Here is an 11,727-nt window from a genome sequence, read left to right as displayed (position 1 = left end):
GATGGCCGATATCCTTGGTCATACAGTGGTAAGCAGTCCGGCGAGTCTTTATACTTGCCGCAGTTTTTGTGGCGCACAACGAGAATATCGTTTGGTGCGCTACTTTCGGCGCGTTTTCACGCCCGAATTTACGCAGATTTGCAATTTCGCGTTCAACCATAAGAGTGTTAGGCAGCCTTATGATCAAAATTACCAGGGGCCTGGATCTGCCCATATCCGGTGCGCCAGTCCAGCACATTGAGCCTGGCTCAAAAGTGCGTTCGGTAGCTGTGCTAGGTTTCGATTACCTTGGCATGAAGCCGACCATGGCGGTCAAAGTCGGTGATCGGGTTAAAACCGGTCAATTATTGTTTACCGACAAGAAAAATTCTGGCGTTCGTTATACCGCACCTGCAACAGGTCTTGTTTCTGCGATTAATCGCGGCGAGAAGCGCGTTTTGCAGTCGGTGGTTATCGACGTTGAAGACGACGATTTCGAAAGCTTTGCTCAATATGAGGCCAGTGCGCTGAGTAGCTTGAGCGCAGAGCTGGTCGCTGAAAACCTTCAGCAATCTGGCTTGTGGACAGCATTTCGGACTCGACCCTTTAGCAAAGTGCCAGCGATAGGCAGTAGCCCAGCGGCAATTTTTGTCACTGCAATAGATACACATCCCTTAGCCGCTGATCCTGCGGTTGTCATTGCTGAAGCTGAAAATGAGTTTAGTAATGGCCTTGAGTTATTGTGTCGGTTGACTGATGGCAAGGTGCATTTATGTGTTGCGCCGGGTAGCAGTGTGCCGAGCCTTGATAATGATCAGCTTCGTGTCGCCGAGTTCGGTGGCGTTCACCCAGCTGGTTTGGCAGGCACTCATATTCACTTTTTGGAAGGCGCAAGCGCGACGAAAGTGGTGTGGTCAATTGGCTATCAAGACGTTATTGCTATTGGTAAGTTGTTTACTACAGGGCGGCTGAGCACAGAGCGCATCGTTGCTCTTGGTGGTCCCCAGGTAGAAAAGCCTCGGCTGATTCGTACGCGGCTTGGCGTGAGCCTTGAAGAATTGTGTGCAGGCCAAATTCGCCCAGGCAATAACAGGGTGATTTCGGGATCAGTTTTGGGTGGCCGCACAGCGCGTGGCGCAATGGCTTTTCTTGGTCGGTACCACAATCAAGTTACGGTCTTGGCTGAAGGTACTCACCGTGACTTTATGGGCTGGTTATCGCCCGGTGTGAGCAAGCATTCGGCGCTGCGTATTTATATTTCGCAATTCTTTAAAAAGCCGATTGCCTACACCACGAATACCAACGGTAGTGAGCGTGCAATGGTGCCTGTTGGCGCATACGAGCGCGTTATGCCGTTGGATATTCTGCCCACCCAGTTACTGCGTTCGATTATTGTGGGTGATACCCAGATGGCGCAGTCATTGGGATGTTTAGAGTTAGACGAGGAAGACCTCGCGCTGTGTACCTATGTTTGCCCCGGCAAATACGAGTACGGCCCGATCCTTCGCGATAATTTAAGCCGCATAGAGAAAGAGGGTTAAATAATGGGGCTGAGAAAAATTCTCGACGACATGGAGCCGCATTTTGAGAAAGGCGGCCGCTTTGAAAAATGGTATGCACTCTATGAAGCTGCAGATACTATTTTTTATTCGCCAGGAAGTGTTACTAAAAGCAATGCGCATGTTCGCGACGGTGTAGACCTTAAGCGGATTATGATTACTGTTTGGTTTTGTGCTTTCCCTGCAATGTTTTATGGCATGTGGAATATTGGGTTTCAAGCCAACCAAATTATGCTCGATTCCGGCATTGCCGCCGGTGAAGGCTGGCGCCACGTAATGATTTCAATGATGGCGGGATACGACCCGGCCAGTATTTGGGATAATTTTTGGCATGGCTTTTGGTACTTTATTCCGGTTTACGCTGTTACGTTTGTAGTTGGTGGCTTCTGGGAAGTCCTATTTGCTATGAAGCGCGGACACGAGGTTAATGAAGGATTCTTCGTTACTTCCATCTTGTTCGCACTTATATGCCCACCGAGCATTCCTCTTTGGCAGGTGGCTTTGGGCATTAGTTTTGGTGTGGTGATCGCTAAGGAAGTATTTGGCGGCACCGGCAAAAACTTCTTGAACCCTGCATTAGCGGGCCGCGCGTTCCTATTCTTTGCCTATCCGGCGCAGATGTCTGGTGACGCGGTGTGGACTGCTGTTGATGGCTTTACCGGCGCAACGCCACTGTCTGTCGTAGCTAGTGACGGAATGGCCGTTCTGCAAGAAAAGATGACGTGGATGGACGCCTTCCTCGGGAATATGCACGGGTCTATGGGTGAAGTTTCAACGCTCGCGATTTTCATCGGCGGCGGGGTATTACTTTGGACTGGCATCGCATCGTGGCGCATCGTAGCTGGCGTGTTAATTGGGATGTTTGGCTTGTCTATGCTGTTTAACTCTATGCAGAGCGACAACCTGATGATGGCTATGCCCTGGCATTGGCATCTTGTACTCGGTGGTTTCGCCTTCGGCATGATGTTTATGGCTACTGACCCGGTGTCGTCGTCAATGACCAATACCGGTAAGTGGATTTTTGGTGCGCTAATCGGTTGTATGGTAGTGCTGATTCGAGTGGTGAACCCTGCTTTCCCAGAGGGCATGATGTTGGCAATTCTGTTTGCTAATTTATTCGCGCCACTAATAGACCATTTTGTGGTGCAGGCAAATATCAAACGGAGGTTGGCACGTGGCTAATAACGACAGTATCCCGAGAACGCTGCTGGTTGCCGTTACCCTGTGTATCGTCTGTGCTCTGGTAGTTGCCAGTGCAGCCGTTATGTTGAAACCGGCTCAGGTAATTAACAAAGCCCTTGATCGCAAGGCCAATATTTTGGCAGCGGCGGGCTTATTAGTGCCAGGTGAAAGCGTTGAAGAGCAATTTAAACAGGTCACTACTAAAATTGTTGATCTGGAGACCGGTAAGTTCACCGACGAAGTAACAGTTAAAGGCTTTGACCAAGCGAAAGTTGCGAAAGATTCAGCCACTTCTATTGCATTGGGCGAAGACGATTTGGCTAAAATTCGTCGTCGTGAAAACTATGCGATGGTGTATTTGATCGAGAAAGACGGTCAGTTCGATAAAATTATCTTACCGGTGCGAGGCTACGGTCTGTGGTCGACACTCTACGGCTTCTTGGCTTTGGAAAATGACTGTAATACCGTCGTCGGTCTAGGTTTTTACGAGCACGGTGAAACGCCTGGCTTGGGTGGTGAAGTTGATAACCCTAAGTGGAAGGCGATTTGGCCCGGTAAAGAGATCTACAGCGACGGCGATGTTGCTATTGAGTTGATCAAAGGCAATGTAGACAGCAGCACGCCCAATGCCGAAAACAAGGTAGACGCGCTTTCTGGCGCAACCTTAACCAGCCGTGGTGTTAGCAATTTACTGCGCTTCTGGATGGGTGAACTCGGTTATAAATCTTTTTTAAGCAACTTGCGTTCAGGGGAGGCATAGAATATGTCGACAATGAAAGAAGCCCTAAGCAAGCCAATTTTACAGAATAACCCTATTGCTTTGCAGATACTCGGTATCTGCTCGGCCCTAGCGGTAACCTCCAGTCTTAAAGTAACGCTGGTAATGTGTGTTTCTGTAACCTTGGTGACGGCCTGCTCTAGCTTTGCGGTATCGCTGATCCGCAATCAGATTCCAAGCAGTATACGTATTATCGTACAAATGGTGATTATTGCCTCGCTGGTTATTGTGGTGGACCAGCTATTAAAAGCCTACGCCTTCGCCATCAGTAAGCAGCTGTCGGTATTTGTTGGTTTGATTATTACCAACTGTATCGTAATGGGACGCGCTGAAGGTTTTGCGATGAAAAATCCGCCATTGGCGAGTTTTGTCGATGGTCTTGGCAACGGTTTGGGTTACAGCGTGGTACTTATCTGTGTCGCTGTGGTTCGCGAGCTATTTGGCTCCGGTAAATTACTCGGTTTTGAAGTGTTGCCTCTGATCACTGACGGTGGCTGGTATGTGCCAAATGGTTTGTTGTTATTACCACCAAGTGCGTTCTTCCTGATTGGTATTTTTATCTGGGTCTTGCGCTCGGCTAAACCAGAACAGGTAGAGAAGGAAGAATTCAAAATCACTAAAAACACTCGCAGCGTTAAGGAGGCTTTTTAATGGAACATTATATAAGCCTATTTGTGCGCTCGGTGTTCATTGAAAACATGGCGCTGGCCTTTTTCTTAGGCATGTGTACTTTTTTAGCGATTTCCAAGAAAATTCAGGCCGCTATCGGTTTGGGTATTGCGGTAATCGTCGTAATGGCGTTGACAGTTCCTGTCAATAGCCTAATTTACAACCATTTACTGCGTGAGGGCGCACTGGCTTGGGCCGGTTATCCCGACGTTGATCTGAGTTTTCTTGGCTTGCTGAGCTATATCGGTGTTATCGCTGCGATAGTGCAAATCATGGAAATGGTCCTAGATAAATATGTACCGGCGCTCTACAACGCGCTGGGCGTATTCCTACCTCTGATCACGGTTAATTGTGCAATTATGGGCGGCTCGCTATTCATGGTTGAGCGCGACTACGGCTTTGCTGATTCGGTAGTCTACGGTGCAGGCGCTGGTACTGGCTGGGCGCTAGCGATAGTTGCTTTGGCAGGTATCCGTGAAAAACTAAAATACAGTGATGTTCCTGAGGGCCTTCGCGGTCTGGGTATTACCTTCATTACTGTTGGCTTAATGTCGTTGGGCTTTATGTCCTTCGGCGGTATTGATCTCTAACCGAGAAGACTGGAGAGGATTTAATGAATACAGTAGTTATTCTCGGTGTGGCCATGTTTACCGCGATTGTATTGTCGCTGGTGTGCGTTATTTTGTTCGCGCGCTCGCGTCTTGTGAGCAGCGGCAATGTCACCATCGAGATCAATGGCGAAAAAACCATTACCGTGCCGGCAGGCGACAAATTATTAAACACGTTATCTGGGCAGGGCGTGTTTTTAGCGTCGGCCTGCGGTGGTGGCGGTAGCTGCGCCCAATGTAAGTGTATCGTTAGCGATGGCGGCGGCTCGATGCTGGCCACTGAAGAAGCGCATTTTAGCCCCCGCGAAGCCCGTGAAGGCTGGCGTTTGTCCTGTCAGACTCCGGTCAAACAGGACATGAAGATTGAAGTTCCTGAAGAAGTTTTCGGTGTTAAGCAGTGGGAATGTACCGTTGAGTCCAATCCCAACGTGGCGACCTTCATTAAAGAGCTGACCTTGAAGCTGCCTGAGGGCGAAAACGTTAACTTCCGTGCTGGTGGTTACGTGCAGCTCGAATGTCCGCCACACCATGTTAAGTACTCAGACTTTGATATTCCTGCGGAATATAAAGGCGACTGGGAGCGATTTGGCTTCTTGAATGTTGAGTCCATCGTGGAAGAGACCGTTATTCGTGCCTATTCCATGGCCAACTATCCTGAAGAGCGTGGCATTGTTAAGTTCAATATTCGCGCAGCAACACCGCCACCGAATAACCTAGCCTTAACGCCTGGACAGATGTCATCTTGGGTGTTTAGCCTTAAGCCCGGTGATAAGGTTAAAGTATCTGGTCCCTTTGGTGAGTTCTTTGCTAAAGAAACCGAGGCCGAGATGGTCTTTGTTGGCGGCGGTGCGGGTATGGCGCCAATGCGCTCTCATATCTTTGATCAGCTGATGCGCTTAAAAACCAAGCGTAAAATTAGCTTCTGGTACGGCGCCCGCTCTATGCGTGAAGCTTTCTATACGGAAGAGTACGATAAGCTGGCCGCTGAGAATGAGAACTTTGAGTGGCACTTAGCGCTGTCTGATCCGCAGCCCGAAGATAATTGGACTGGTATGACTGGCTTTATTCATCAGGTGTTGTTTGAAAACTACCTGAAGGACCACGAAGCGCCAGAAGATTGCGAATACTATATGTGTGGGCCGCCGATGATGAACTCGGCTGTTATTAAAATGTTGGAAGACCTTGGTGTTGAACAAGACAATATTCTGCTCGATGACTTTGGTGGGTAATTTACCGCGCAACACAATAAAAGCAGCCTTCGCGCTGCTTTTATTGTTTCTGGCGGCCTGCTCGAGTGCCCCTTCGCCCTATTTGCAAATTAGTGGCAGTACTATGGGTACTTCCTACCATATTACGCTGCGTCAGCCGGGCGAGGAGTGGACGGAAGTTGCGCTCAAAGAAGCCTTAGATCAACGCTTGCAAGCGTTTAATCAACTTGCGTCTACGTATATCCCTGACTCTGAATTAAATCGGCTGAATAAAGCGCCAGTTGGCGAAGGGCATCCGGTGATGCCGATGTTGTTCGACATTATGGTGTTGGCCACAGAGGTGAGCTGGCTGAGCAATGGCGCATTTGACATTACGGTCGCACCCTTGGTTGATTTATGGGGATTTGGCCCCGCCAAACATGATGGGAAACCCAGTGACGCCGCGGTTGCTGAGGCCTTAGCGCGAGTAGGTTTCGACCAAATTGAGTTAGACTTGCTCGACAAGAAAGTACTTAAACGCAAAGATTTACGTATTGATTTGTCAGCAATCGCCAAGGGTTACGGCGTTGACGTCGTTGCGCTGTGGTTAGAGTCCCTAGGCACTAAAGACTATTTGGTTGAAATTGGCGGTGAAATGCGCGTTGCCGGCTTAAGTCCGCGGGGCGATCAGTGGCGAATAGGGGTGGAAAACCCCGACGTGGCTAATTCTGATACCATACCAATACGCTTAGGGAATATTGGCGTGGCGACATCGGGTGATTATCGTAATTACTTTGAGGAAGAGGGCGTTCGCTATTCTCATACGATTGACCCCACTAGCGGTCGACCGATTACCCATAATTTGGCGTCAGTAACGGTACTCGACGCGTCTTGTGGTTTTGCCGACGCGATGGCGACGGCGTTCTCCGTAATGGGTGGCGATAAGACGCTTAAATTAGCGGAGCAATTACAAATACCCGTTTATATTATCGAAAAGGGTGAGGCGGGCTTTGTCCGCCGCTACAGTTCCGCATTTGCCCCTTATTTGGAACAGGAGAATTAAAATGGCCACCGTATTTGCTGCGTTTGTTGTGATGTTATTGATTGTTGGCGCCATGTCGATTGGTGTGCTGATGGGACGTAAACCCATCGCAGGCTCCTGTGGCGGTGTTGGCGCAGCGCTTAGTGATCCTAATTATGTCTGCGATCTGTGTGGCAATGACCCTAAGAAATGCACTGAGGAGAACGACGCGGCTGCCGCAGCGCGCAATAAATCGAGCACTAAGTTTTACGACGCGAGCTGAATTCGCCGAACGTCAGTCGTCCGACGCAGCGCTTTGCCAAACCTTAACTCGCTCTAAATACGCCTTTTTCGCAATTTCCATATCCTTCAAAAATGGCTCCAGCTCGTTAAGTGTTAGTGCTTGGGGCCCGTCGACTAAGGCTTTTGTTGGCGCTGGGTGGAAGTCGACCAAAACCATGTTCGCGCCTGCTAAAACACCTTGAGCGGTGGCGTGGCAGAGCTCCAAAACGCCATCGGGAGCAACGTCACGACTGCCCACCGAGTGTGAAGGGTCAATACATACTGGCATTCTAGTTAATCGTTTTACGGTCGGTACTTGGGCAAAGTCCACCATATTGCGGTGGGGGGCGCCAAACTCGCTTTTCATGCCGCGCAGACAAAAAATAACCTGGCTATTCCCTTCGCTCGCAAGATATTCCGCTGCGTTTAACGATTCATTTAAAGTAATACCAAAGCCCCGTTTTAATAGCGCAGGGTATTCGTTTTGCTTACCTATCGCCTTGAGTAATTCGAAATTTTGAGTATTGCGGGTGCCAATTTGCATGATGACGCCACAGGGGCGACCCGCTTCGGCGAGGGCTCGATCAATTTCTTGCATATGGCTTTCGTGGGTGACTTCCATAGCGATGACTTTAATGTCGTATTTACCGGCCAGATCAAATACCCAGGGCAGGCAGTCCTTGCCGTGTCCTTGGAATGCGTAGGGGTTGGTGCGCGGCTTGTAGGCCCCCATGCGAGTGCAACTTAGACCATTCGCTTTTAATGCGCGCAACATTTCTTCGACGTGCTTTGGGTTATCGACTGCGCAAAGCCCGGCGAAAATATTGAGCGAATCTTGGTCAAAGGCCAATCCCTGATAATGAAAACCACTGCGCCGCTGTTGATCTTTATGGCGGCCGAGGATGCGGTATTCGTCTGAAATCCGAATAACCTTTTCTACCGCGGGGAGGCTTTCGATTTCCTCGAGGTCGAGTGCGTAGGTGTCGCCAAGTAAATAGATCTCTCTCAGACTTTGTAGTTGGCCGCGCACTTCATGCTGTTTGATCGTGACGCCGGATAGTTGCTGGAGGTGGGTCATGGTTTTTTTAAAGGCAGGATCGGACTCCTGCGTATTGGGGTGCAGTATGAGCAGCATTAAAATCTCCTAAAGCAGCTTGTATCGGTTTGAACCCCGATAAAAGCGATAATTAGCTGGAATATCTTTTCTCATTATCGCGCTTTGCAATGATAGTATAGGCGCTGATTTACGACTTGGAATTCGATTGGCGTCCTATGGCTGTACCTTTATATTTACGCATTGGTATCCGGTACTTTCGCCGCGCGTCTGGCAATGATCGATTTCTGTCGCTGGTATCTTGGTTTTCATTGCTCGGTATGCTCATTGGGGTCGTTTCTTTGATCGTGGTGATGTCGGTAATGAACGGCTTTGAGCGCGAACTACAGCAGCGGGTGTTGTCCGTTGTTCCGCATGGATACATTGAAGGCCCTCAGCGGCGTTTGGCGAATTGGCAGAATTACGCCAATACCTTGGCAGATAACCCCCAGGTAAGCGGTGTTGCTCCCTATGTGGGGGGTAAGGCGATGTTGGCGGTGTTTAAGCGTCTGCGCGGTGTGTCGCTGTACGGTATTAATCCCGAACAGGAGCGTGCGGTATCTGCGGTCAGTGAACACATGATTGCCGGCGAGTATCTCTCCGGCGACCCCGGCCAATATCAAATTATTATTGGCGATATTCTTGCTCGTCAGCTCGGCGTAAACATCGGTGATGGCGTAACAGTAATTCTGCCTAAAGTGACTGTTACTCCCTTTGGCCTATTCCCCAGAGAAAAAGAATTTACCGTCAGTGGTGTCTTTAGTGCGGGCGCTCAGCTAGACGGCAGCAGTGCGTTTATCCATATCGGCGATGCTCAGCGGCTGTATCAACTCGGTGATGATGTTGAGGGTCTGCGTTTACAGCTGACCGACATGTTCGCCGCGCCGCAATTATTGCCGATGCTCGCTGCACAACTTCCGCAGGGCAGTGTGCCAGTAAGCTGGAGTGATAGTCAGGGTAGCTTGTTTCAAGCGGTAAAAATGGAAAAGCAAATGGTGCGCTTATTGCTGCTCTTTATCGTGCTTATTGCGGCGTTCAATATAGTTTCTATTCTAAGTATGGCGGTGTCGGCAAAAAGAGGTTCGATTGCGGTGTTGCGGACGATGGGGAGCACGCCGGGATCGATTATGGCGATTTTTATCGTCTATGGAATGGCAACTGGTTTAATTGGCCTCGGCTTAGGTTTGTTAATTGGCGTGCCTTTGGCTCAGCATGTGGGCGATGTAGTGGCGTTTATCGAGCAATTAAGTGGCATGCAATTGTTTAACCCTCAGGTTTATTTTATTACTCATCTTCCTTCCCATTTACTGTGGTCAGATGTGGTTATTGTTAGTAGTTTCGCTTTATTGCTTAGCTTACTGGCAACGCTGTATCCGGCTTGGCAGGCTTCGCGCGTCCAACCGGCAGAGGCCTTGCGTTATGAATAAAGAGTGCGGTGTTTATGTCTAGTTCCAGCGCCCCGGCAAATTCAGTTCTTGCCTGCCGCGATTTACATAAGTTTTTTGTGCAGGGCCCCGAACAGCTCAATATCTTGAATGATATTAACCTCAATATTGGCCGTGGCGAGCGTATAGCTATTGTTGGGCCATCTGGTGCGGGTAAAACCACCTTACTGCATATGCTTGGCGGCCTCGATACACCGTCGCAGGGCAGCGTTTTAGTGAGCGGTAAAGACATCGCCAAAATGAATGACCGTGATCGTAGTCGCCTACGTAACCGCGAATTGGGCTTTGTATATCAGTTCCACCATTTGCTCGCAGAGTTTTCGGCGCTCGAGAATGCGGCAATGCCACTCCTAATTGCAGGCGAAAAACGTGCGGTAGCGTTTGCGCGAAGTAGCGAATTATTGGAGCGGGTCGGTTTGGGCCACCGCTTACAGCATCGGCCAGCACAGTTGTCTGGCGGTGAGCGTCAACGGGTCGCTATTGCGCGGGCGTTAGCCAATAGTCCGGCCTGTGTTCTGCTTGACGAGCCTACCGGAAATTTGGATGGTGACACTGCGGAATCGGTGCAGGCGCTGCTCCTTGAATTAAACAGTGAACTGCAAATTAGTCTCGTGATTGTCACTCATGATATGCGCTTAGCTCATCGCATGGACCGCATATTAAGCCTGTCTGACGGGCAGCTAAGTGAGTCGGCAGCCTGATGCGTTCACTCCCCGTGTTTATTGGCTTGCGTTATAGCTCCGGCCGCTCCGGTAGTCAGCTGGTGTCTTTTTTGTCGCGCTTGTCAATGCTGGGTCTAGTGTTGGGAGTTGCGCTGCTGGTAACGGTTCTATCTGTTATGAACGGCTTTGATCGGGAAATGCGTAGTCGCATTCTTGCGCTGGTGCCGCATATTACAATGCAGCCCTGGGCGATTGAAGTAAGTGATTGGCAGGCCTTACAAACCGATGTCGAGCGCCATCCGGAAGTTGTGGCGACAGCCCCGTTTGTGCAGGGTAGTGCCATGTTAATAAAGGGCGGTTTGGTTGAGCCTGGCTTGTTTTATGGTGTTGAGCCACTTGCTGAAGCAAATGTGTCGACGATCGAAGACTATGTTGATTTGAGCGTTTTGGCCGACGATAGCAAAAACGTGATTTTGGGTAAGGCACTCGCTGAGCGACTGGGTGTGGAGCAGGGCGAACGGATTACCTTGGGTGTGCCGCAATCTGCTGGCAGTCAGAATGTTCGCTTTGTGCAAATGACAGTCGCAGCACTCGTTGCGACGGGTACCGAACTCGATCAGCAAATGGTGTTGATGCATATTGCTCAAGCACAGAAACTCTTTTCCGAACCGCCGCCAGTGTCGCTGCGCGTATCCGTAACGGATGTTTTCGCCGCACCACAAATCGCGTGGGAACTAGCGTCGGTACATGGCCGTGAGTTTATGCTCAAAGACTGGAGTCAACAGTTTGGCAATATGTATCACGCCATTCAGATGTCGCGGAAATTGGTTGTTATTATGCTTTTAGCTGTGGTCGGTGTGGCCGTGTTTAATGTTGTATCCACGCTGGTAATGGTGGTCAATGATAAACGCGCTGATATCGGCATTTTGCGCAGTCAAGGGGCTAGTCAAGGCGATATATTGCGGGTCTTCTTGAGCTATGGCGCGGTAATCGGGGCAGTTGGGTCAATCGCTGGCGGTGTGCTCGGGGTAGTGCTAGCCGCTTTTATCGGCGATATAGTTGCTGCTATTGAGGGCTTTTGGGGTTTGAAATTATTGCAGAGCGATGTTTATCCAATCAATTATTTGCCGGCCGACATTCGAATTCCCGATGTATTGGCTGTGTGTGGCCTAGCGTATGCAATGAGTTTGTTGGCGACCATTTATCCAGCGTGGCGGGCCTCGCGAATGGCGCCAGCTGAGGCGCTTCGGACCAGTTAGCTG

General features: G+C 49.9%; 12 protein-coding genes. 11 read left to right on the top strand and 1 reads right to left on the bottom strand.

All coding sequences use genetic code 11. The features are described 5' to 3' along the window. The first annotated feature begins 179 nt into the window (after window positions 1-179). The 8 genes from ABD836_RS04190 to nqrM all read left to right on the top strand — a co-directional run bounded on the left by ABD836_RS04190 (window position 180) and on the right by nqrM (window position 7,266). Window positions 180-1,520 (top strand): Na(+)-translocating NADH-quinone reductase subunit A, encoded by a 1,341-nt coding sequence (locus ABD836_RS04190; RefSeq protein ID WP_344932599.1) that lies wholly within the window; start codon window positions 180-182, stop codon window positions 1,518-1,520. Window positions 1,521-1,523: 3 nt separating this feature from the next. Further along, entirely contained in the window at window positions 1,524-2,720 is a 1,197-nt protein-coding gene (locus ABD836_RS04185; protein ID WP_344932597.1) for an NADH:ubiquinone reductase (Na(+)-transporting) subunit B, read from the top strand. After that, window positions 2,713-3,480 (top strand): Na(+)-translocating NADH-quinone reductase subunit C, encoded by a 768-nt coding sequence (locus tag ABD836_RS04180; protein WP_344932595.1) that lies wholly within the window; start codon window positions 2,713-2,715, stop codon window positions 3,478-3,480. Before ABD836_RS04185 ends, ABD836_RS04180 begins: the two co-directional genes overlap by 8 nt. 3 nt (window positions 3,481-3,483) lie before the next feature. After that, a complete protein-coding gene (locus ABD836_RS04175) occupies window positions 3,484-4,149 on the top strand; it encodes an NADH:ubiquinone reductase (Na(+)-transporting) subunit D (protein WP_344932593.1) in 666 nt (221 codons plus the stop codon). Then, on the top strand, window positions 4,149-4,757 hold the full coding sequence (gene nqrE / locus ABD836_RS04170) for an NADH:ubiquinone reductase (Na(+)-transporting) subunit E (RefSeq protein ID WP_159240261.1): 609 nt from the start codon (window positions 4,149-4,151) through the stop codon (window positions 4,755-4,757). Before ABD836_RS04175 ends, nqrE begins: the two co-directional genes overlap by 1 nt. A 23-nt stretch (window positions 4,758-4,780) precedes the next feature. After that, a complete protein-coding gene (gene nqrF / locus ABD836_RS04165; protein ID WP_344932589.1) occupies window positions 4,781-6,004 on the top strand; it encodes an NADH:ubiquinone reductase (Na(+)-transporting) subunit F in 1,224 nt (407 codons plus the stop codon). Between the two features lie 103 nt (window positions 6,005-6,107). Further along, on the top strand, window positions 6,108-7,025 hold the full coding sequence (locus ABD836_RS04160; RefSeq protein WP_344932587.1) for an FAD:protein FMN transferase: 918 nt from the start codon (window positions 6,108-6,110) through the stop codon (window positions 7,023-7,025). Window position 7,026: 1 nt separating this feature from the next. After that, on the top strand, window positions 7,027-7,266 hold the full coding sequence (gene nqrM, locus ABD836_RS04155; RefSeq protein ID WP_344932584.1) for a (Na+)-NQR maturation NqrM: 240 nt from the start codon (window positions 7,027-7,029) through the stop codon (window positions 7,264-7,266). 12 nt (window positions 7,267-7,278) lie between these two features. Here the strand turns inward: nqrM and ABD836_RS04150 are convergent, their stop codons facing one another. Then, entirely contained in the window at window positions 7,279-8,400 is a 1,122-nt protein-coding gene (locus ABD836_RS04150) for a 3-deoxy-7-phosphoheptulonate synthase (protein WP_344932581.1), read from the bottom strand. Window positions 8,401-8,537: 137 nt separating this feature from the next. Here ABD836_RS04150 and ABD836_RS04145 point away from each other — a divergent pair, with 137 nt between their 5' ends. The 3 genes from ABD836_RS04145 to ABD836_RS04135 are packed head-to-tail and all read left to right on the top strand — an operon-like array spanning window position 8,538 to window position 11,724. Beyond that, the gene (locus ABD836_RS04145) at window positions 8,538-9,785 is read left to right on the top strand and encodes a lipoprotein-releasing ABC transporter permease subunit (protein WP_344932579.1); all 1,248 of its coding nucleotides are present in this window, start codon (window positions 8,538-8,540) and stop codon (window positions 9,783-9,785) included. 14 nt (window positions 9,786-9,799) lie between these two features. Then, window positions 9,800-10,504 carry a lipoprotein-releasing ABC transporter ATP-binding protein LolD gene (gene lolD, locus ABD836_RS04140; RefSeq protein WP_344932577.1) on the top strand — a complete coding sequence of 235 codons (705 nt, stop codon included), beginning with the start codon at window positions 9,800-9,802 and terminating at the stop codon, window positions 10,502-10,504. Then, window positions 10,504-11,724, top strand: coding sequence for a lipoprotein-releasing ABC transporter permease subunit (locus ABD836_RS04135; protein ID WP_344932575.1), 1,221 nt, complete (start codon window positions 10,504-10,506; stop codon window positions 11,722-11,724). The genes lolD and ABD836_RS04135 overlap by 1 nt, the downstream gene beginning before the upstream one ends. Window positions 11,725-11,727: the final 3 nt, after the last annotated feature.

The organism is Zhongshania borealis (assembly GCF_039539625.1).
Classification (GTDB): Bacteria; Pseudomonadota; Gammaproteobacteria; order Pseudomonadales; family Spongiibacteraceae; genus Spongiibacter; species Spongiibacter borealis.
Note: the sequence above shows the minus strand (reverse complement) of the source record. Positions and strands in the feature narration are given on the sequence as shown.

Excerpts from the sequence above, each read along its gene's own strand:
- ABD836_RS04190 (WP_344932599.1), top strand. The coding sequence starts at position 180 with ATGATCAAAATTACCAGGGGCCTGGATCTGCCCATATCCGGTGCGCCA.
- ABD836_RS04185 (WP_344932597.1), top strand. The coding sequence starts at position 1,524 with ATGGGGCTGAGAAAAATTCTCGACGACATGGAGCCGCATTTTGAGAAA.
- ABD836_RS04175 (WP_344932593.1), top strand. The coding sequence starts at position 3,484 with ATGTCGACAATGAAAGAAGCCCTAAGCAAGCCAATTTTACAGAATAAC.
- nqrE (WP_159240261.1), top strand. The coding sequence starts at position 4,149 with ATGGAACATTATATAAGCCTATTTGTGCGCTCGGTGTTCATTGAAAAC.
- nqrF (WP_344932589.1), top strand. The coding sequence starts at position 4,781 with ATGAATACAGTAGTTATTCTCGGTGTGGCCATGTTTACCGCGATTGTA.
- ABD836_RS04160 (WP_344932587.1), top strand. The coding sequence starts at position 6,108 with ATGGGTACTTCCTACCATATTACGCTGCGTCAGCCGGGCGAGGAGTGG.
- nqrM (WP_344932584.1), top strand. The coding sequence starts at position 7,027 with ATGGCCACCGTATTTGCTGCGTTTGTTGTGATGTTATTGATTGTTGGC.
- ABD836_RS04150 (WP_344932581.1), bottom strand. The coding sequence starts at position 8,400 with ATGCTGCTCATACTGCACCCCAATACGCAGGAGTCCGATCCTGCCTTT.
- ABD836_RS04145 (WP_344932579.1), top strand. The coding sequence starts at position 8,538 with ATGGCTGTACCTTTATATTTACGCATTGGTATCCGGTACTTTCGCCGC.
- lolD (WP_344932577.1), top strand. The coding sequence starts at position 9,800 with ATGTCTAGTTCCAGCGCCCCGGCAAATTCAGTTCTTGCCTGCCGCGAT.
- ABD836_RS04135 (WP_344932575.1), top strand. The coding sequence starts at position 10,504 with ATGCGTTCACTCCCCGTGTTTATTGGCTTGCGTTATAGCTCCGGCCGC.